Origin of the sequence: Pedobacter sp. PLR (genome assembly GCF_026239675.1) — a bacterium.
Lineage (GTDB): Bacteria > Bacteroidota > Bacteroidia > Sphingobacteriales > Sphingobacteriaceae > Pedobacter.
The window spans coordinates 282,150-303,777 of the sequence record NZ_JAPIVQ010000006.1; the positions used below are offsets into that span (position 1 = coordinate 282,150).

At 42.8% G+C, this 21,628-nt stretch carries 20 protein-coding genes; 11 read left to right on the top strand and 9 right to left on the bottom strand.

Going from position 1 to position 21,628, the window contains the following annotated elements:
- Positions 1–4 precede the first annotated feature (4 nt).
- The 5 genes from OQX61_RS16555 to gltX all read right to left on the bottom strand — a co-directional run bounded on the left by OQX61_RS16555 (position 5) and on the right by gltX (position 7,717).
- The gene (locus tag OQX61_RS16555; protein ID WP_265842905.1) at positions 5–373 is read right to left on the bottom strand and encodes a response regulator; all 369 of its coding nucleotides are present in this window, start codon (positions 371–373) and stop codon (positions 5–7) included.
- A gap of 43 nt (positions 374–416) precedes the next feature.
- Positions 417–4,025: a response regulator gene (locus OQX61_RS16560; RefSeq protein ID WP_265842906.1), complete on the bottom strand. Its 3,609-nt coding sequence runs from the start codon at positions 4,023–4,025 to the stop codon at positions 417–419.
- A gap of 15 nt (positions 4,026–4,040) precedes the next feature.
- Positions 4,041–5,165, bottom strand: a complete 1,125-nt coding sequence (locus OQX61_RS16565; RefSeq protein ID WP_265842907.1) for a hybrid sensor histidine kinase/response regulator — start codon at positions 5,163–5,165, stop codon at positions 4,041–4,043.
- Positions 5,166–5,299: 134 nt separating this feature from the next.
- The gene (locus OQX61_RS16570) at positions 5,300–6,136 is read right to left on the bottom strand and encodes a neutral zinc metallopeptidase (RefSeq protein WP_265842908.1); all 837 of its coding nucleotides are present in this window, start codon (positions 6,134–6,136) and stop codon (positions 5,300–5,302) included.
- 72 nt (positions 6,137–6,208) lie between these two features.
- Complete coding sequence (gene gltX, locus OQX61_RS16575) at positions 6,209–7,717, bottom strand: glutamate--tRNA ligase (protein ID WP_265843081.1); 1,509 nt, start codon at positions 7,715–7,717, stop codon at positions 6,209–6,211.
- Positions 7,718–7,806: 89 nt separating this feature from the next.
- Between gltX and OQX61_RS16580 the strand changes: the two genes are divergently transcribed.
- From OQX61_RS16580 to OQX61_RS16605, 6 genes are all read left to right on the top strand, one after another.
- Positions 7,807–9,024: a HAMP domain-containing sensor histidine kinase gene (locus OQX61_RS16580; RefSeq protein ID WP_265842909.1), complete on the top strand. Its 1,218-nt coding sequence runs from the start codon at positions 7,807–7,809 to the stop codon at positions 9,022–9,024.
- Complete coding sequence (locus OQX61_RS16585; protein ID WP_265842910.1) at positions 9,002–9,508, top strand: DinB family protein; 507 nt, start codon at positions 9,002–9,004, stop codon at positions 9,506–9,508. The genes OQX61_RS16580 and OQX61_RS16585 overlap by 23 nt, the downstream gene beginning before the upstream one ends.
- Positions 9,508–9,933, top strand: coding sequence for a hotdog fold thioesterase (locus OQX61_RS16590; protein ID WP_265842911.1), 426 nt, complete (start codon positions 9,508–9,510; stop codon positions 9,931–9,933). The genes OQX61_RS16585 and OQX61_RS16590 overlap by 1 nt, the downstream gene beginning before the upstream one ends.
- Before the next feature lie 191 nt (positions 9,934–10,124).
- Complete coding sequence (locus OQX61_RS16595; protein WP_265842912.1) at positions 10,125–10,487, top strand: DUF6249 domain-containing protein; 363 nt, start codon at positions 10,125–10,127, stop codon at positions 10,485–10,487.
- Between the two features lie 61 nt (positions 10,488–10,548).
- A complete protein-coding gene (locus OQX61_RS16600; protein WP_265842913.1) occupies positions 10,549–11,130 on the top strand; it encodes a sigma-70 family RNA polymerase sigma factor in 582 nt (193 codons plus the stop codon).
- Positions 11,131–11,135: 5 nt separating this feature from the next.
- The gene (locus OQX61_RS16605) at positions 11,136–11,630 is read left to right on the top strand and encodes a hypothetical protein (protein WP_265842914.1); all 495 of its coding nucleotides are present in this window, start codon (positions 11,136–11,138) and stop codon (positions 11,628–11,630) included.
- Between the two features lie 69 nt (positions 11,631–11,699).
- Here OQX61_RS16605 and OQX61_RS16610 read toward each other — a convergent pair whose 3' ends face one another.
- Positions 11,700–12,254, bottom strand: coding sequence for a DUF2911 domain-containing protein (locus OQX61_RS16610; RefSeq protein ID WP_265842915.1), 555 nt, complete (start codon positions 12,252–12,254; stop codon positions 11,700–11,702).
- Positions 12,255–12,277: 23 nt separating this feature from the next.
- Entirely contained in the window at positions 12,278–12,460 is a 183-nt protein-coding gene (locus OQX61_RS16615; RefSeq protein ID WP_265842916.1) for a hypothetical protein, read from the bottom strand.
- A 181-nt stretch (positions 12,461–12,641) separates the two neighbouring features.
- Between OQX61_RS16615 and OQX61_RS16620 the strand changes: the two genes are divergently transcribed.
- The 5 genes from OQX61_RS16620 to OQX61_RS16640 all read left to right on the top strand — a co-directional run bounded on the left by OQX61_RS16620 (position 12,642) and on the right by OQX61_RS16640 (position 20,017).
- Complete coding sequence (locus OQX61_RS16620) at positions 12,642–13,268, top strand: TetR family transcriptional regulator (protein WP_265842917.1); 627 nt, start codon at positions 12,642–12,644, stop codon at positions 13,266–13,268.
- Positions 13,258–14,571 (top strand): TolC family protein, encoded by a 1,314-nt coding sequence (locus OQX61_RS16625; RefSeq protein ID WP_265842918.1) that lies wholly within the window; start codon positions 13,258–13,260, stop codon positions 14,569–14,571. Before OQX61_RS16620 ends, OQX61_RS16625 begins: the two co-directional genes overlap by 11 nt.
- Before the next feature lie 20 nt (positions 14,572–14,591).
- Positions 14,592–15,635 carry an HlyD family secretion protein gene (locus tag OQX61_RS16630; protein ID WP_265842919.1) on the top strand — a complete coding sequence of 348 codons (1,044 nt, stop codon included), beginning with the start codon at positions 14,592–14,594 and terminating at the stop codon, positions 15,633–15,635.
- Between the two features lie 4 nt (positions 15,636–15,639).
- Entirely contained in the window at positions 15,640–17,187 is a 1,548-nt protein-coding gene (locus OQX61_RS16635; protein ID WP_265842920.1) for a DHA2 family efflux MFS transporter permease subunit, read from the top strand.
- A 238-nt stretch (positions 17,188–17,425) separates the two neighbouring features.
- Positions 17,426–20,017: a phosphoenolpyruvate carboxylase gene (locus OQX61_RS16640; RefSeq protein ID WP_265842921.1), complete on the top strand. Its 2,592-nt coding sequence runs from the start codon at positions 17,426–17,428 to the stop codon at positions 20,015–20,017.
- Positions 20,018–20,421: 404 nt separating this feature from the next.
- On the opposite strand, the gene OQX61_RS16645 is transcribed toward OQX61_RS16640, so the two are convergent.
- Together OQX61_RS16645 and OQX61_RS16650 are read right to left on the bottom strand one after the other, a co-directional pair.
- Complete coding sequence (locus OQX61_RS16645; protein WP_265842922.1) at positions 20,422–21,006, bottom strand: carboxymuconolactone decarboxylase family protein; 585 nt, start codon at positions 21,004–21,006, stop codon at positions 20,422–20,424.
- A 76-nt stretch (positions 21,007–21,082) separates the two neighbouring features.
- On the bottom strand, positions 21,083–21,628 hold the full coding sequence (locus tag OQX61_RS16650; protein WP_265842923.1) for a peroxiredoxin: 546 nt from the start codon (positions 21,626–21,628) through the stop codon (positions 21,083–21,085).

Below are 21,628 nucleotides of genomic sequence, written 5' to 3' on the forward strand. Positions count from 1 at the left end.
AGGGTTAGATATAAAGCTTTAACAGATCGGTTAATTCGTCCACATTGATCGGTTTTGAAACATAACCAACGGCACCGGCATTGAGGCAGCGTTCCCGATCTCCCAGCATGGCTTGTGCAGTAACGGCTATCACCGGAATATCTTTTAGCTCCGGATGTCTACTCATATGCGCCATGGCCTGGTATCCATCCATTCCGGGCATCATCATGTCCATCAATACTACCGCTATTCCTTTCTCTTTTTTCAAAAGATCCAGTCCCTCTTCCCCGCCTATTGCTGAAACACATTGAAAACCTTTTGACTTCAACACTGCCGAAAGGGCAAAAATGTTTCTGTTATCGTCATCTACTATTAGTATTTTATGCTCTGCCATATATCAAAACCAATTGAACATTCTATTTAAGCCCGGGTGTAAGTTACGCTTTATCATAAAGCCATACCCTAAGCAAGGAGATAAGTTGATCGATGTCTACGGGTTTAGAAATATAGTCTGAAGCACCCGCAGCAATACATTTCTCCCGATCTCCCATCATTGCTTTCGCAGTAACAGCCAATACAGGCAATTGTTTGAAGGCAGGTATCTTTCTAATCTCTCTTGTACTCTCATATCCGTCCATCTCCGGCATCATCATGTCCATAAGGACAACATCTACCGTCGGATTATCTTTAAGCAACTGTAGTGCTTCTTTTCCGTCAGTAGCGGCCAAAACTTTCATTTTATGCTGCTCCAATGCTTTGGTTAGTGAAAAAATATTCCGGATATCATCATCGGCAATTAACACCGTCTTGTTGTTGAGCACTTCATATAGCCCGCCGAGTTTTTCAGATGCCGGTTTTTTATGTTTTCCTGCGGTTTCTTTTTCTTCAACCAAATGCAGAAACAAACCGGCTTCATCCAGAATCCTCTGGTAAGAGTGCGCGGTTTTCACCACGATGGAATCGGCATATTGCTTGATCCTGGTTTCTTCGCCTTTTGACAGGTTTTTACCGGTAAAGATGATGATTGGCAGATGCTCCAGTCCTTCGCTCTTTTTGATCGTCTCTAAGGTCTCGTAGGCATTTTTATCAGGCACACCCATATCCAGAATCACACAGTCGACCTCTTTTTTATGTAGCGCGCCAATACTTTCCCCTACGTTATTGACCACTTCCGTCTGAATGTTGTAATTGCTCAGGAAAAAGCTCAGTGCTTCTGCGTGTTGCTTGTTTTCTTCTACAATCAGTACTTTTTTCGGCGAGCGGCTAAAGGCATCTTCCAGTTTCTGGAAAATCTCTTTCATGTGCTCCAGGGCCACCGGTTTATTAATAAAATCAACGGCACCCTTCAGCAGACTTTCCTTTTTCACTTCCAGGGAAGACATGATGTGTACTGGAATCGGTTTGGTTGCCGGATTGGATTTTAACTCTTCCATCACCTCCCATCCATCTTTTACGGGCAACTGAATGTCCAGTAAAATTGCCAGCGGTTTGTATTGGTTGGCCAGCTCAATACCCACATCACCTCTTACTGCCACAATTCCTTTATAGCCTCTTTTTCTGGTGAATTGCAGGAGTGTTTTAGCAAAGTTGGTGTCATCCTCAATGATCAGAATGATCTTATCACCAGAGAGAATATCATCCCTGTCGTCTGCAATCTCCTGAGGGATTTTTTGCACGGTAAAGCGTGCTATAGGTGCTTCTACCAGCGGCTCTGTATAAAAAGGTTTAGCTGAGGAGGGGCTATCTTCGAACGTTCCAAAGCCAGAAACAATGGCATCGGTTTGTCTCACCGGCAATAGCAGTGTAAACTCGCTACCTACCTGCTCCTGACTGCTGAGCTGGATTTCGCCCCCTAGTAGTTTTGCCAGCTCTCGGCTAATGGAAAGCCCAAGGCCGGTACCTCCAAAGTTGCGTCTGGTAGAACCATCGGCTTGCTGGAAAGCTTCGAATATCATCGCCTGTTTATGGTCAGGAATCCCGATTCCGGTATCCGTCACTTTAAACTGCAGGAATTTACCTGTCTCCTCTTTTTTGATGCTCAGGCTTACCTTTCCCTTGCTGGTAAACTTAATCGCATTGGAAAGCAGGTTTTTCAACACTTGCTCCAAACGCATTTTATCCGTCTCTACCAGGGGCAGGTCTTCTGCAAGCTCCAACTCCAGATCCAGTTTTTTGTCTGCGGCTACAGGTGCAAATAAGGCGCGCATATCAGTTGCGACTTCGGTCATGGAGACCTCAGCAAATTCCAGTTTCATCTTTCCGGCCTCAATTTTTGAGAGGTCGAGAATTTCATCAATCAGGGCCAGTAATCCCTGTCCGGAGCTCTGAATCACCTCAGCATACTCAATATACTCCGGGTCAAGCTCCTTATTATCAGACATCAGTTTGGAAAGCAACAAGATCGAATTCAATGGAGTTCTCAATTCGTGAGACATATTGGCCAGGAATTCCGATTTGTATTTGGTGCTTTGTTCCAGCTGTTCGGCTTTATGCTGAATGTCCAGATTGCGCTCCTGGATCAGTTGATTTTTTTCTTCCAGCAGACTGGTACGTTCTTCAAGCTCCTGATTGCTTTGTAAAAGCTCTTCCTGCTGCACCCTTAACTCCTCTTCTGAAGTTTGTATTTTCTGCGTTTGCGCTTCCAGTTCAGCGTTCAGGCCTTCCAGTTCGCTATGTTGTGCTTGTAATTCTTCTGCTTGTGCCTGTGTCTCTTCCAGGAACTCCTGTAGTTTTTTACGGTTTTGAGACACATGAATGGCAATGCCGATATTGGTAGAAATCGTATTTAAAAACTCGAGTTGTAAAGGATTAAACGTGTTTAAGGAACCCAGTTCCAGTATGCCAACCAGTTCCTCATGACGGAAAACCGGCACGGCCACCACATTGCGGGGTTTAGTATTTCCGGCAGCATAGCTGATGGTGAGTTCTTCATCAGGAATGTCATTGATTAAGATCTGTTTTGCAGATTTCCAGGCCTGTCCGGCAAGACCTTCGCCTAATTTTAACGTTTGTTTTTTCTCTCTTTCCAAAAGGGCATAGCCAGCGATTAACTCCAGGTGCGACTCTTCCTCCAGTAAGTAAAAGGCAGCCACATGACTGCTGGTATGGGCAACGATACTTTCCAGAATGTCATTTGCCAACTCAGGGACACTCTTTTCACCGACCATCTGATCGTTGAGGCTGGCAACTCCCGATTGTAGCCATTCCTTATCTTCCAGAAGTGCGAAAGAATATTTAAGGGACTCTGCCATGGCATTGAGTGATACGGCCACACTGCCCAGGCCATCTTCGCCTTCCTCATCTGCTCTTACCTCATAATCTCCGCTGGAGATCTTTGACGCAATTTCACGGACCACCTCAATTCTGCGGTCAATATCTTCGTTTTTCTCTTTCAGTTCATCTTCCAGTTTCAGTCGCTCATTAAAATCATAGATGACTTTACGGTAAAAGAAAATGGTAATCATGATGGCCAGCATGGCGGCTACCAAAATCAGCATGGGGGTAAATCTGGACAGCTTGTTCATGTCCGCAGTACGTTCTTCCAGCAGTCGATTTTCTTCCTTTTCCATGTTGGAAATCACCGCACGGGCACTATCCATATAGGTTTTGCCATTCATGAGCTCAGCAACGCTCACATTTCCACCTCTTTGTTTGATGCTAATCGTCTTTTCAAGAACGTCTAAGCGCCCAGTAATGATCTCATCCAGTTTCGCCACCTGCTTTTGTTGTAAAGGGTTGTCTCTGGTGAGGTGTCCTATATTTTGCAGCAAGACAATTGCACGCTGTTTAGCGCCATCATAAGGGTCCAGAAAGACATTTTCGCCAGTCAGCAGATAACCTCTCTGTCCGGTTTCTGCATCTTTTAGTGTAGAAATGATTTCTTCCAGACCGGTAATCACCTCATTACTATGCCGCACCAATTCGGCACTGGTAATCAGGCTGGTGATGCTTTTATAAGAAGCGAGGGAACTGATAAATAAAATCAACAGGGATAGACCTAGTCCAATACGCAGTTTTCCTTTTAAGGACCGTTGCTTATTTTGCATATAATTATTTTCTTTTTAATCCTTTTCGGATGTAGCTTCAAATGGAATACTAAAATAAAATTCTGAACCTTCTCCAGGGATACTTTTCACGCCAACTTCACCGCCGTGTCTTCTGATAATCTCTGAGGATATGTAAAGTCCGATCCCCAGTCCCTGGAAATGAATGGCGGTTTCCTCTACCCTGTAGAACTTTTCAAATACGTTCTTTTGCAGCTCTTTATCGATGCCAATTCCAAAATCCCTGACCCCTACGTATACATCTTTCCCACGTTCTTCAACATGGATATGTACCTCAGAGGTTCCCGGAGAGTACTTAATGGCATTGGTTAAAAAGTTAATGACCACCTGTTCGATGCGCATTTCATCGCCACAGATTTCCCGGCTTACAGAACCGGTTTTAACCAGTTTAAACTCAGGGTTGGATTGGTGGATGATCTCAATGACACTATCCAGCAGATCATCTATAACAAATGGTTGTTTGTTGAATTTTAATTTACCGCTTTCAATTTTAGAAATATCGAGGAGGTCGGTAATGAGTTCATTTAATTTTTCCAGCTGTACCTGTGCTTTTGCCAGATGCTTTTTTAAAGTGGGTACATCACCTTTATCAATACTCCTTTCGAGCAGTTGAACATAGCCTTTAACACTGGTTAGCGGGGTTTTTAACTCATGACTGGCAATACTGATGAATTCATCTTTTTTACGCTCTGCCTGTTTTCTGAATTCAATTTCATCCAGTAATGCCTTTTGAATTTCTATCAGTTTTCGACTTTGCTCATAAATGCGGTAGAAAGTTTTCACTTTCAGGAGGAGGATGTCCATATCTACCGGTTTGGTGATATAGTCCAGTCCGCCGGAAGAATATCCTTTTGTGATGAACTTGGTTTCTGTATTTGCCGCAGAAAGGAATATAATAGCCGTTTCTTTGGCTTTGCTATAGCCAGAAATGGCCTCAGCAACCTCAAAACCATCCATTCCGGGCATTTGCACATCAAGGATAATCAGGACATATTCATTTTTAAGAACTTTTTTTAATGCCTCTTCTCCTGATGATGCGGTATCTACTTCAAAAGTATGTTTTTCCAGAACCTTTTTTAATGAGATCAGGTTCTCGGGGGTATCGTCTACAATTAGTATCATTATAAAATAAATAAGGCGACTGAATCATCAGCTGCCAATGCATAATTGTGCAATTAGTCTTTTGCTAATTTATATAAGTTTGAAGAATAAAACGTGTTTAGACATGCTTTATATCAAAAAACTTGCAGGACCCCTTAAAGCTGGGTAGTATTAAAGGTATCTCCCTGACGGATATCGCCGGTATCGAAGCCTTTTTTAAACCAATACATTCTTTGGGCAGAGGTACCATGAGTAAAGGCATCGGGTACAACTTCTCCCTGGGCCTGTTTCTGCAATTTATCGTCGCCGATAGCATTTGCTGCGGTAATGGCTTCTTCAAGGTCGCCTTCATCCAATTTGAAGTCTTTTAAACTTTGCGCATGATTAGCCCATAGACCGGCAAAGAAATCTGCCTGTAATTCGAGTTTCACGGAAAGTCTGTTGTATTCTTTTTCGCTGAGTTGTCCTCTGGCGCGTTGTACTTTTTCTGAGATCCCCAATAGGTTTTGAACGTGGTGTCCTACTTCATGGGCAATCACATAGGCCTGAGCGAAATCCCCTCCGGCACCGAATCTATTTTGTAATTCCTGATAGAAACTCAGGTCGATATATACTTTATGATCGCCGGGGCAGTAAAACGGCCCTACTGCGGCACTGGCGCTTCCGCAAGCGGATTGAACGCTATTGGTAAATAAAACTAAAACCGGTTTTTCATAGCTTTTTCCCATTTCCTGGAATTGCTTTTCCCATACCTGATTGGTAGATTCCAGCACGCCATCCACAAATTTCGCTTCTTTATCTGTGGGTTCACCTGTTTTAGCGGTTCCCTGAGTCATTTCGCCGATCGGCAGCTGACTCACCAGACCTGTTAAGTCCTGCCCGAAGAACAATCCGAGGATCACCACGATGATTCCTATACCACCGCCGATGACACCACCGCTCATCCCCCGCCTGTCTTCAATATTCCCACTTCCTTTACCGAACCATTGCATATAAATTCCGTTTAAATTGGTTTACAAAAATCAGGGACAATTGTTATACCAATTTAAACGAAAAGTTTATTTTTATGCGAAGGCAGTTAAAGCATTCTGTATTCTTTGGATAGTTTCTGTCGCGCCCAGCGCTACTGCGATGTCAAATACACCCGGGCCGAATTTGCCGCCTACCAGCATAATACGGAAAGGCAACATGAGCTCTCCAGGTTTGAAACTATGCGTTCCAGCAAGCTCTTTGAACTTTTCTTCTAATTCCTGCGCGGTTAAACCATCGGAAATTACTACAGCATAAGCATTAAAAAACGCTGCTTTCTCTGCTGACCATTTTGGTTGTACTGCCGGAAGATCAAATTCAACAGGTGCTACAAAAAAGTATGCACTTTGAGGAACGAAATCCGTAAGCAGGTTACAACGATCTTTAATCAGGTCAATTACTTTTGCTAAATAGACGTCATCCCTGGTTTCGGTTCCATGAGTTGCAAAAGCTTGTTTAACCGTTGGTATTAATGTTTCTGCCGTACTATTTTTGATCCATTCGTGGTTGTACCATTTTGCTTTTTCAAAGTCGAATTTTGCGCCTGCTTTGCTGATACGTTCAATAGAGAACTTTTCAACCAGCTCAGCCATAGAGAAAATCTCTTGCTCTGTACCGTCATTCCAGCCTAACATCGCCAGAAGATTCACAAAAGCTTCCGGCATAAAGCCTAGTTCTTTGAATCCCTGGGTTAAATCGCCGGTTTTAGGATCTGTCCAGTTTTGCGCGTAAACAGGGAAACCTAAGCGATCTCCGTCACGTTTACTCAACTTTCCATTGCCATCAGGTTTCAGGATTAGCGGTAAATGTACCCAATGTGGCATTTCATCACCCCAGCCCAGGTATCTCCAAAGGAGTACATGAATCGGTGCAGATGGCAACCATTCTTCACCTCTGAAAATATGACTGATTTCCATGGCTTTATCATCCGCCACTACCGCTAAATGGTAAGTAGGCATGCCATCAGCTTTTAATAACACCTTATCGTCTACCAGGTTCGTATCAAAACTCACATGCCCTCTGATCAGGTCAGTAAAAGAAACGGTTTCATCAGCAGGCATTTTTATACGCACTACATGAGGCGTATTTGCCGCTAAAAGCGCTGCTACTTCTGCATCTGCTAAGGTTAATGAATTTCTCATATCCCCACGGGTAGACAGCCCATAAGTGAAATTGGGAATTTCCTTGCGTTTGGCGTCTAATTCTTCCGGGGTATCGAAAGCATAGTAAGCAAACCCATCAGCAATCAGCTGATCTGCATACTGTTTGTAAGTAGATTTACGTTCGCTCTGGCGGTATGGGGCAAATGGGCCACCAACCTCAGGACTTTCATCCGGCTTCATGCCGCACCATTCCAGGCAGGAAGCAATATAAGCTTCTGCACCTTCTACAAAACGTGTCTGATCGGTGTCTTCTACCCTAAGGATGAAGGTTCCGTTGTGTTTCTTTGCAAACAAATAATTAAACAAAGCGGTGCGTACACCACCCAGATGCAACCCGCCTGTTGGGCTAGGGGCAAATCTTACTCTTACTTTCTTTTCCATCATACGAATTACAAAGATATATTTTTTACCGCGTTACCTTTCTATTCATCAGTTTTTGAATGGTATTTTGTAATTTGCCCGGATAACTTATGAATCCATACGAAAAAAAGCGCCGCTGGAAATTCTTCTTACTGTTTTTTGCCATCGTCATTGGCACTGCTTCTGTCTTATACAGCGATTTCTTCGTGAAAAAGATGGAACGCGAAGAAAGAATGCAATTTCAACTCTATGTAAAGGTGACTGAAAAGGCGCTTGCTATGTATGACGATGAAAATACCACTGACCTGATTGACATCATCAGAACGAATACCAAATTACCCATCATGATCATCAATAGCGAAGGGACCATCCTCTCGTATAATGGTCTGGATTCTACGAAAACCAATTACGATTTCCAGAAAAATGACGGGAAGACTTATGATCCGGATTATTTTCTCAGAGAGCTGAATATCATGAAAAAGCAGCATCCGCCAACGCCCATTATCGGGCTTGACGAGACACGCTGGTACATTTATTACAAAGATTCGCCTACCTTAACGCAGCTGCGATATTTCCCATATATACAATTGGCCGTGATTGGGTTGTTCCTGCTCACCGCTTATGTAGCCTTTAGTTCCGCCAGAAAAGCAGAACAGGATCAGGTTTGGGTTGGTATGGCCAAAGAAACTGCCCACCAGTTGGGCACGCCGATTTCTTCGCTGATGGCCTGGGTAGAGCTGATGAAATCCCGCTTCAATGCAGAGGATGATCCGCTGATTGCCGAGATGGAAAATGACATCAAAAGATTAGAGGTCATCACGGACAGGTTCTCTAAAATCGGCTCAAAACCTATTGTAGAGGATCATGTCGTCTATACCGTGATCTATAATTTCGTAGCGTATTTTAAACTTCGTACCTCAGATAAGATCATTTTTAAAATTACCGGTGACGATCAGGTCCGGGCTTTACTGAATGTACCGTTGTTTGATTGGGTGATTGAAAACCTATTGAAAAATGCTGCCAATGCGATTGAAAACGAGGGTACCATCACGATCAACATCATTGAGAATTTAGCTAAGGAGGAGGTCTTTATCGATGTAACAGATACCGGAAGGGGCATCGCCAGATCGAAGTTCGACGCGGTTTTCCAACCCGGTTATACCACGCGGAAACGCGGTTGGGGTCTTGGACTATCCCTCACCAAAAGAATTATAGAGAACTATCATAACGGACAAATTTTTGTAAAAGAATCAGAGCTGGAAAAAGGAACCACTTTCCGCATCATTTTAAAAAGCAGTATAACTTATGAACCGACCTCAAACACATGAGTACCCCGCCTGGGCGGAGACTTACATCAGCAAAATTACAGGAGATGATATCCTGGGGATCTTAGAAAAACAGGCAACTGATTTTCCTGATTTCCTGAATAACCTGATCGAGAAGGCAGATTATGCCTATGCTCCGGGGAAATGGACCATCAAAGAGATGGCAGGACATATTGTAGATACAGAACGGATTCTGGTGTATCGCTTAACTTGTTTTGCCCGTGCAGAACAACATGCTTTACCAGGATTTGAAGAAGATGATTATGTGGCCAATGCTCATTTTTCGGACCGCAGTCTGTTGAGTCTTTCCGAGGAATTCTCCTTATTGAGAAGGGCTAATTTATACTTGTTTAACTCTTTAAATGAGCATGAACTCAACCTCAGTGGTACGGCCTCAGAACGCCAGATTAGTGTTAGGGCTTTATTATTTGTCATTGCCGGACACGTGATTCACCATACTGGTATCATCGAAGAAAGGTATTTATAATGTGGTACTCAGAATTTACCGTAGCGGCCATAAACGACCGTCCGAAGAACCATTTAGGTGGCTTACTCGACATTCAGTTTACGGAAATCGGGGCTGATTTTTTAACGGCCACCATGCCCGTAGATGAGCGCACACATCAACCCGCCGGGATTTTGCATGGCGGAGCTTCTGTAGTGCTTGCAGAAACACTGGGCAGTATTGCATCCTATATGTGTATCAATCCGGAGAAATACATGGCGGTAGGCCTTGAAGTCAATGCCAACCATTTAAGACCAGTTAAAAGCGGACTCGTAACCGGTATTTGTAAACCCTTACATATTGGCGCGAAAACCCATGTCTGGGAAATAAAAATATACAATGATAAAGGCAAGATGAACTGCATTAGCCGTTTAACCGTCGCCGTTATCGCAAAGCCTCAAGTATAAAGCCGGAACTCTCCGGCTTTATTTTTAATTAAAATACAGCCTTTCTTACGCATTTAAAGCCTTTCCATGGCTGTCTTCAGGCATAACTGATTTTTTTTCATTTCTGCTGTAACCTGTTTCATTTTCATGCGGTCATAGCTTACAGAACATGAGTTCAACAAAACAGATTTTTAACACTAAATTTAAATAAAATGGGACCAGAGATTTTAATACCTATCACGTTTTTCCTTTGTACCACCGCCCTTGTTTTTGGCTTGAGGTATATGTCTAATAAAGAAAAAATGGCCATGATTGAGCGTGGCATGGAGCCTGGCCTGGCCAGACCAAGACCTGGCGCACCAACACCTTTTCTAAGTTTAAAATTCGGTTTATTATTAGTTGGCTTAGGAATAGGATTGTTAGTTGCCTTGTTTACGGTAAGAGCGATCGGAATTGGTGAGGAAGAAGGTGCTGCGGTGTTCTTTGGCTGTCTGAGTATTTTTGGAGGATTAGGCCTGATTATTTCTTATGTAATGGAGAAAAACTGGTTGGACAAGCAAAAGGACCTGATTTAACCTCAACCAATCTAATTACCTCTTAAACTCTCTAAAAAAAGACGCAGGTCTACGAAAATATATGCAGCATAAGCAATCGGATATCGATTTAATTACTGAAGTCTTGTCGGGCAATACCGCGGTTTATGCCGAACTGGTAAAACGACATCAGCGCTTTGTATTTACATTGGCCATGCGGTTTTCCAAAAGCAGGGAAGATGCGGAAGAGATTGCTCAGGATTGTTTCGTAAAAGCGTATAAAGCACTGGGCACCTATAAGCAGACGGCAAAATTCTCGACCTGGTTATATACCATAACCTATACCACTTCCATGAGCTTTTTACGTAAAAGGCGCCTGGATGTACAATCCATCGACGACGAAAGCAGTGTCCTTCAACTGGAAAACCACAGCTCTGATTTCAATGCAGATCTGATAGAAAAAAAATCCGGTTATGTATACCTGAACCAGGCCATCGCACTATTGTCTGCCGACGATGCCAGTATCATTACCCTGTTTTATCAGGGAGAACAAAGCCTGGAGGAGATCGGAAAGACCCTCAATATGGAAAGCAATACGGTGAAAGTGAAATTACACCGTGCAAGGATCCGATTAAAAGAGAAATTACAATATTTGTTAAAAGACGAAGTAAAGGAGTTATTATGATCAGCATGGAAGAAGAAATCTGGGATTATATTGATGGGAACAGCAGTGCCGGACAGCGCTTGCTTGTGGAAGCTAAAATGGCCTCAGATCCTGTTTACCGTTCCTTATACGAGGAATTACTGGAAATCAATACCCAAATGGCAGGGATGGATCTGGAAGAACCTTCTATGTCATTTACCAGGAATGTGATGGAACAGGTAAAGCTGGAAATCGCACCGGTATCGCTGAAGACGAAAGTTGATAAGCGCATTATTTACAGTATCTCCGCATTTTTCATCTGCGCGATGCTGGGGATTATGGGTTATGTAGTCGCCAACAGCAATTTTAGTTTTGAAGGGTTCAAATCCACTCACTTTTTGTCAACCGGAGCACTGAACTTTAGTAAAATGATAAGCCCAACCTTTATCAAAATATTCCTTTTTGTAGACTTATTATTGGCCTTAGCTTACCTGGACGGCTTTCTGAGGAGAAAACGCGCACATCACCCACAAAATGGCTAAGAGAAAGCCCTGAAATGAAAAATGCCAGATCAGTTGATGATCCGGCATTTCCGTATATGTTTTGTGTTTTTATTTGAATATAACCGGCAATTCAACTACCGTTTTATCCCAGGCAATGACCAGATTTGCACCTTCCGGCTGTGGATTAAAGGTCATAGATAAAGTCTCTACAGGCTTTTCCATTTTCTTAACCGGCACCTTTACCCGAATCACATCTTGTGCTTCATTATAGGTATAAGCACCCCAACGGTCAGTTTGCTTATTGAGAATCATCGTCCATTTGTCCTTTTCAGGAATCGCAAACAAACTATAACTTCCTTTTTTTATCTTTTTACCACCAATCACCACGTTCTTAAAGAACTTGATTTCTGTAGCTTCATTGGCTCCCAATCGCCAAACCTTACCGTACTGTTCGAGAACACCGAAAATATCGCGTCCTTTTCTTGCGGGTCTGGAATAGACAACCTTTACCACCGGATTGGAATCATCTTTAGCTTTAGCCACATTTAAGGGGTAGTAAAGAATATCCGCCGGACTAGGATCTACTGCTGGCAGTTTATATTCCTGTGCTTGAGAAAACGTAGCGTAGAGCGCCAACATTGCGATTAAGCAGAATCTTTTCATAGGAAATAAACGTATTTAAAGTACTAGTATTCGCGGCCTTTAACTATACCGTTAAGGAACATTGCTGATATAATGAAACCGATAATTCCACCTAATACAGACCATAAGAATGCGCCTGAAATTATTGCTGCAGTTAAAGTCCCGAAAAACAGGCCTAAAACATAATATACCCAATCAAAACTGTTGTTATTTTCTTCGTTAGTCATTTTTAATATACTTAGGCCCCAAAGATATTGATTTATTTCAAAATAGGAAGCAGCATCGGAAGAAGTATCACCCTCCTATCCAGTTAAATATTGTCAGGACTGTGTCAATTAAGACAGGTGTTCTCCTCCGGCACTACAACTATTCAATCGATTGATTAATTTTGATGCGTCAAATTTAGAAATGGAAAAAGCAGATAAAAAAGCGGACATTCTGGAAGCCGCAGAGCGATTGTTCACAGAATTGGGTTATGAAGGCACTTCTACCCGTCAAATCGCGAAAGAATCAGGGGCCAACATGTCTATGATCAACTACTACTTTGGATCCAAGGAAGGAGTTTTCATGGAAATCATGTCCAAAAGGATCTTCGGCTTCAATGAGCAGCTCCTCAGCATCAGCCAGGACAAGCTCTCCCACATGGAAAAATTACTGAAAGTAGTTGAAAACTATGCCACGCGGATTTTGTGCAACCCCGGGTTACATAAAATGATGCATAGAGAGCTGACCCTTTCCCAGCGTCCGGAAATGTTTTTGAAAGTCAAAAACTCCATGGCAAACAACCTGGTCGTGATCGAAAAGATCATTGATGAAGGCATCGATGAAGGTAGTTTCCGCCCTGTAGATGTCAGAATGCTTATCGCTACAGTGATGGGTACCATTAGTAATGTGGCCATTTCTCCGGCAAAAATCACCTATGGTACTACCCTCGACATCAACATCGAGGAAGACAAAGCCCTGATTATCGAACGTCTGATTGCCCACCTAAAAGACCTCCTAACTGTGTATTTAACTCCCAATAATGATAAATAAAATCAAGTTCAGCGTCATCGCATTGCTCCTGCCCGGAATGCTTTACGCGCAAAACACCAAAAACCTGAGCTTATCGGAGGCCATACAGCTCGGCATTGAAAACAGCAAAAACCTCAGGCGTTCGCAAAACAAGATCGATGCGGCCATCAATCAGCTGAGTATCGCCAAAGACATGGCGCTTCCCACTGCTGAGGCTTCATTCCTTTACAACCATGCAGAAATCCCTACAAATCAACTGGTTATTGGCGGTGCTGATCCCATCAACCTGCCAAGACGTGCAGATGCTTTTGTAGGAACAGCCAGCGTAAAAGAGCTGATCTATGGCGGCGGAAAGCTAAGGTATGCGGAAGAATCCACCCGTCTGTTGACGGAAGTGGCCAGATTAGATGCGGATAAAGATAAGGAGGAGATCAGCTATGCGGTGATCAACACTTATTTCTCGCTTTACAAAATCATCCAGAGCAAAAAGGTGATTGCGCAAAATCTGGAGTCTATCGCAGGTCAGCTGAAACAAGCAGAAAGGTTTTTTAGCCAGGGTATCGTCACCAAAAATGATGTGCTCAGGTTCCAGTTGCAACAAGCAAATGTCTCGCTAACGGACATGGAAATTGAGAACAACCGAAAGATTTTAAACTACAACCTGGACGTGTTACTGGGCATCAGTGAAGACACGCAGCTGTTGCCGGTAGATCCTACCGCCAACCTACAGGTTCTTCCTTCTTTAAGTAGTTATATGGATGCTGCTTTTGTAAGCCGCCAGGAACTGAAACAGTTCGACATCAGGAACAAAGTGGCCGATGTGAATATCAAATCGGTGAAAGCCAATACGCTACCTACGGTAGGCATCGGTGCTGATTTGTATTACATCAATCCAAGCGGTTCTTTTATCCCGCCAAACCACCAGTTTTTAGTACCCATGACGCTTGGTGCCAGCATTTCCTGGAATATCGGTACACTTTGGACCAATAAACACAAAGTAACCGACGCCAGAATCCAGCAAAAGGATATCGAGCTTCAAAAAGACGTCTTTTCGGATCAGGTAAAAACAGAGGTGAACAGAAACTATCAAAACTACCAGTTGTCGGTCAATAAGATTAAGGTCTTAGAAACTTCTATCGCTCAGGCCACGGAAAACGACAAGTTACTGGCTTCAAAATACAAGAACAATGTGGCTTCTGCCATTGATAGAATTGATGCAGAAACACTTTTATACCAGGCAAAGATCAATCTTGAATTGGCAAAGGCGGATGCCGGACTAGCCTATTACACCTTATTAAAATCAACAGGGAAGATATCCCTTTAAAAACCTTTATACAAGTACCAATGGAAACTGAAAAGAAAAAAAAGAACATCGTAATCCCGATCATATTGGCAGTATTGATCATCCTGGGCGGGATATTTGGCGTAAAAGAGTTCATTTATTACAGTAAACACGTAGATACCGATGATGCACAGATTGATGGCGATATCAGTCCGGTAGTTGCACGTGTGGGCGGTTACGTAAAAGACATCAATTTTGAAGAAAACACGCTTGTAAAGGAGGGTGATGTGCTGGTTAAACTAGACGACAGCGACTATAAAGTGAGGCTGGAACAAGCCCAGGCTGGTCAGCTCGGTGCAAGTGCAGGTGTAGGTGTTTCTGAATCCCAGATTGCCGCTACCGCAGCAAATACCAGTACCGCCAAAGCAAATATTGAAGCGGCAAGGGTGAAATTATCCTTAGCGCAAAAAGATTATGCACGTTATGCAAATCTGGTAAAAGACGGCTCGATTACGCAACAGCAATTTGATCAGGCAAAAGCACAGAAAGAATCTGCGGAAGCCGCTTTCGCCGCTGCAAACGACCAGTATGCCGCAGCAGTAAAGCAGGTTGGCACTACACAATCTCAATTGGCAGTAAGCCATAATGGGGTTACCCAACGCCAGTCGGATGTGGATTTCGCAAAATTACAACTGTCTTATACTGATATCAAAGCACCTGCAACCGGTATCGTTTCTAAAAAGAACGTACAGAAAGGTCAGTTGGTTCAGGCCGGTCAATCCCTGTTTTCTATTGTGAATGACAACAGCATCTATGTGACTGCAAATTTCAAAGAAACACAGCTGGAAGACATCAAACCAGGCTTAAAAGTTAAAGTAGCAGTGGATGCTTATCCAAATGCCGAAGTAGCAGGCGAAGTATACAATTTCGCGCCGATAACGGGTGCTAAAGGTTCTCTTCTTCCTCCGGATAATGCCACAGGAAATTTCGTAAAAGTAGTACAACGTATTCCGGTAAAGATCAAAATTACCAACGCTCCTAAAGATATTCTGGCCAAACTTCGTCCGGGAATGAGTGTAAAAGTTTCCGTTTCTATAAAAGACTAACAAGATGGCCGAGAAAGGTTTAAAAAAGTGGGTGATCACGTTCACGGTAATCACAGCCTCCTTATTGGAGCTGATTGATACGACCATTGTGAACGTTGCCATCCCTCAGATACAGGGTAACCTGGGCGCAACTCTCGAAGATGTGGCCTGGTTATCTACCGGTTATGCGGTGGCGAATGTCATCGTACTGCCCATGTCAGGCTGGCTGGGCAGTCGTTTCGGACGCAAGAATTATTTCCTTTTTTCAATTGTACTCTTTACCCTTGCTTCCTTCCTTTGCGGAAATGCAACTAATCTGGAAGAACTGATCGCCTTCCGTATCCTTCAGGGGCTTGCGGGTGGTGGATTGATTTCTACCGCACAAGCCATCTTAATCGAAACCTGGCCCAGGGAAGATATCGGTATTGCCACCGCATTGTTTGGCCTGGGGGCCGTTGTAGGCCCAACTGTAGGTCCAACTATTGGTGGTTATTTACTGGAAATCAGCTCCTGGCCTTTAATCTTTTACGTGAATATTCCCGTCGGGATTCTGGCGGCCTATTGTACCTACACCTTTGTGAAGGAGACGCCAAAAGATGGAAAAGGACTGCCGGTAGACTGGTGGGGAATGGTGTTGCTTGTGATTGCCGTAGGTAGTTTACAGACTTTACTGGAAAAAGGAGAGAGTGAAGATTGGTTTGCAACACCCTACATTATCGTATTGGCTGTGGCTTCCGTTTTAGGTTTATTGCTCTTCATCTGGAGAGAATTAAGCACAGATCACCCGATTGTGAATTTTAAGATTATGAGGCACCGCAGTTTCTCTGTCGGCATGTTTACCTCCTTTATTTTAGGTTTCGGGTTGTATGGCTCGGTGTTCGTATTCCCGATATTTTGTCAGAATTTGCTGGGATTCTCTCCGCTACAAACCGGAGAATTGCTGTTCCCGGGTGGATTATGTACTATAGTCATGATGCCTTTTGTCGGGATTATGCTTAAGAAAAACATACCTGCGCAGTTTATGGCCACCATTGGGATGTTCCTTTTCTTCGTTTTCTGTACGATGTTGAGCAATTCGACATTGCAGTCAGGAACAGGAGATTTCTTCCTTCCCCTGATGATCAGAGGTGTGGGTATGGCCTTGTTATTTGTACCACTGACGACGCTGGCCATTCAGGACCTTAAAGGTGCTGAAATCGGACAGGGCTCAGGATTAAACAATATGATGAGACAGTTGGGTGGATCTTTCGGGATTGCGGCTTTAACCACGTTAATTCACGTGCGCCAGGGTTTCCACCGCAGCAATTTGCTGGTCAATGTGAACGAGCATAACCCTGCATTTACGGAGCGTTTCAATGGCTTTATCCAGAATTTCATGTCGAAAGGGTACAATTACCTGGATGCAAAATCCCTGGCACTAAAAGCGATTGAAGGTGCCGTTACGAAACAAAGTTTATTGCTGACTTATAGTGACGCCTATTGGGTGGCAGGATTGGTGCTTTTATGCTCAATCCCATTGCTATATCTTCAGAAATTCAAGAAGAATGTCGCCATTCCGGTAGATATTCATTAAAAAAACAGCCGTTAAGACTTATCTTAACGGCTGTTTAATCCCAAAAAATTAACAATTAATTATGCTTCATTCAGGCGCATACGCCCGGTTTCAGCAATTCTTTAAAAGGAATTTGTATAACCTCTATGCATCTAAGTTAATAAATTCCCCCCGGAACTGCAATTAAATTAATTTGCCTCCCTTTCTCCATTTCCGAATCATTTTTGGTAGCTTAAGCGCGAAAAAATGAACCATAAAGATGATGCAGAAACAACGCGCGAAAGGCCAGAGAGAGTCCGTATTCAACAATGAGGTTGTCTCCAGATTTGAACTTTATAACAGCCTTTTCCTAACCCTTCCCTTCTACAGAGTAAAAGACACCGGAACTTTGCTTCCGCTCTTCATTAAGTATTGCGAAGATGGTGTCAAGAACCACGAAACGCCAGCAGGAATCATTAATGCATTTTTTGAAAAGTATACCCAAAATAATTCTAAGAAAGACATTATCGACCTACTTTTCCGCTTCATTCAATACATCGAACGTCAGGTGGTATTGTTTGATGCTGTTGAAGATGCCTCCTTCAATAAACTAAATGCAGATGAAGAACACAGTGCTTTACTTGTTTATCTGAAGAAGGGGGTCGACAATCCGGCCTTAACCGAAAAAATTGAGAAACTAATTGAAGACTTTTCCCTGAGATTGGTACTGACTGCCCACCCTACCCAGTTTTACCCGGGGAGTGTGCTTTCTATCATTACCGATCTGACCACAGCGATTAAAACCAACGATATTTCTACCATTAACCAGTTGCTACAGCAGCTGGGGAAAACGCCATTCTTTAATAAGAAGTCGCCGACTCCGGTAGATGAAGCTTTGAGCCTGGCCTGGTACCTTGAAAATGTATTTTATTTTGCTGCCGCAAATATTCAATCGGAAATTGACAAAAGCTTAAACGACTATAATCTGGAATCCAAAAAGATCATCGAACTGGGCTTCTGGCCGGGTGGTGACCGTGACGGGAATCCAAATGTGCATACTGATTCTACCATTCAGGTATCCAAAATGCTACGTCAGATCCTTTTCAGATGCTATTACAGGGATTTTAGAAACCTGAAACGCCGCATTACGTTTAGAGGGGTGGAAGAGAATATCGCCTTAGTTCAGGAAACCCTGTACGAACAGGCATTTAACCCTAATATCGCCACTGAAGATATTTCCGGGAGCCTGATTGAAAGGTTGAACAAGATCAAAACCACACTTTTAGAAGACCACGACGGCCTGTTTGCAGACCTGGTTTCTGACCTGATCCGCAAGATTGAGCTTTATGGCAGTCACTTTGCCTCTTTAGACATTCGCCAGGACAGCAGGGTGTTGAGAGATGTCCACGCATATTGTCGCCAGAGCAAGCCTTTAACGACCTTGTATCCTGAAAATTATGACGATTTAAATGAGCAGGAAAAGATCAATGCGCTGATCTTTAAAAGTGCAAAGGTAAATTATACCGAAACTCCGGATTCTTTAACAGAAGATACCCTGCAAACCATCGCAGAGATTAAACAAATCCAGCAAATCAATGGCGCATTGGCTTGTCACAGGTTTATTATCAGTAATTGCCAGCAGGCGAGTGATGTGTTGCAACTGATTGAGCTATTCCTTTATAACGGCTGGACGGAAGAGGAACTAACGATAGATTTCGTGCCGCTTTTCGAAACCGTACATGACCTTGCAGATGCTGCGGAGATCATGGAAACGTTGTATAGTCATCCATTCTATAAGAAACATTTACAAAAAAGAGGTGGCAAACAGCACATCATGCTGGGCTTCTCCGACAGTACCAAAGATGGTGGTTACCTAATGGCCAACTGGTCTATCTTTAATGCGAAAGTAGCCCTTACCGCTACCGCCGACAAACATAACATACAACTTGCCTTCTTTGATGGCAGAGGTGGGCCTCCTTCCAGAGGTGGAGGTAAAACACACCGTTTCTATGCCTCTATGGGGAAAGAAATTGCCAATAAAAACATTCAACTTACCGTTCAGGGCCAAAGTATCAGCTCTCAATACGGTTCTATTGACAGTGCCGAGTTTAATATGGAGCAACTGATCAATGCAGGTATTTCTGCCGGGATGAAGGAAAAACACAATATTCTCCTGGATCCTTTACATAAAAACCTCCTGGATGAAATGGCAACAGAAAGCTATGATGCTTTCGTAGCCTTACGTCAACATCCTTTGTTCCTGAGCTACCTGGAGAAATTCTCGCCGCTAACCTTGCTTTCCAAGATTACCATCAGCAGCAGACCAGTAAAGAGAAACTCCGGAGGTGCCTTGAAACTGGAAGACCTGAGGGCAATTAGCTTTGTCACTGCATGGAGCCAGCTGAAACAGAATATTCCAGGCTTCTATGGTATCGGAACGGCACTAAAAAGCCAGTTAGAGCTTGGAAACTGGGATAAAGTGGTAAAAACTTATCAGGAATCAGGGTATTTCAAAACCATCATCGACAATTGCATGATGTCTATGAGTAAGTCTGATTTCGCGATCACTGCGTATTTTGCCAATGACAAAGAATATGGCGCTTTCTGGTCTACTCTTTACGAAGAATTTGAGCTGTCTAAGGAATTGTTATTGAAACTTTCAGGCCATGAGAGCCTGATGGAGAATTACCCTGTTGAGAAGCGCTCTATTTCCGTTAGGGAGAAGATTGTACTGCCATTGGTATTGATCCAGCATTACGCTTTAGAACAGTTGCAAAACGAGAATGCTGATGAGGAAGAATTACAATCATTAGAAAAACTAGCGATCAGAACCGTTTATGGTATTGTAAACGCTGGCAGGAACCTCGCTTAACCTCCTTAAAAAGCAGAACTAAACTTTTCATCCCCGAATCTTTGCTTTTCAGCAAAGATTCGAATGTTTTCAAAGCATTAGTTCTGCTTTTATATATTCTCCTACTCCTGTTTCAAGCTATGATGCCTTAGCCGGCCTGCGCTTTAACTGATCTTGCTGTTAACCAGCTCCCTCTCTTGAAACTTCAATGCCTTTCCAATTTGCTGCGATATTTTAAGCCTTTCCTGATGCGTAGGCTATTACCCCCATTCCGAACCTTTATTGCATAAAAAAAGAAGCTTTGCTATGAAACGGCCTTGAAAATTTTGTGCTGTTTAGCGCAAAAGGTTTCAGCCGATGAATAGTCAAGCTTCTTTTTTAAGAATTCTTCAGGAGTAATTACGTCCCCCGAAGCACAAATAGGTTTAGTAAATTACTTTACCCGCAGAAGTAACGATTGAAGCGATACGTACCGCATCAAATACTCTTTCTTCTGTAGCGCCTAAAGCAAGAATAGAGTGCTCATGTGCATTTACACACATTTCACAGCCATTAACGGCAGAAACGGCAATACTCATTAGCTCAAAAAACTCTTTACCTGTAACCGGGCTGCTCATAATCTGCATGCGTACACGGGCAGGGATTTGTGTATATTTTTCTTTTCCAGTGAAGTGGCGGAAACGGTAAAACACGTTATTTAATGCCAATAAAGATGCGCAACCTACTGCTTCAGCGATTTCTTCTACTGTTGCTTCTTTTGCGATCGCCAATTTCTCAAAGAAATCAGTTAACACTTTATTGTTGTTATTTACAGCAATGCTCAATGCGATTAATGCACATTCTTTATCACTCATGTGATTTGAGGTAAAAGTGCTGCTTAAGTTTAATTTTAAATCACGTACGTATCTTGAATTACCTTTTTCTAAAAGCGTAAGGCTTTCGTTTCTGTAATCTGGTTCAAGACCTACTACGGCTAATAATTCCTGAATGGTTTCTGTTGCTGCTGTCATGATAAATAAATTTTTGGGTAAAAGAAATCCCTGCAAAAATGCATTTTACAGGGATTCTTAGGATAAAACAGTAAAATTATACAGTTAAAGTCTCTTGACCTTTTTCCCAGTTACATGGGCAAAGTTCGTCAGTTTGCAAAGCATCCAGTACTCTGATTACTTCTTTAACGTTACGACCAACACTTAAATCATTTACACTTGCCCAACGAACGATACCTTGAGGATCGATGATGAAAGTAGCACGGTAAGCGATTTTTTCGTTTGGCTCTAAAATATCTAAAGCTTCAGCTAAAGATTTAGAAGTATCTGCTAACATTGGGAATTTCAAATCACGTAAATCATCGTGGTGAGTTCTCCATGCAGCGTGAACGAATTCTGAATCCGTAGATGCACCGATTAAGGTAGTATCACGGTCACGGAATTCATTGAAGTTGTTGTTAAATTCAGCGATTTCTGTTGGGCAAACAAAAGTAAAATCTTTTGGCCACCAGAACATACAAGTCCATTGGTTGTTTTCGTTGATTAAAGAATCTGAAGTAATTGTTTCGAATTCTTTACCTTTTTCGAGACTAACTACTGCAGTTTTTGAGAATGACGGGAATTGTTGACCTATATTAATCAT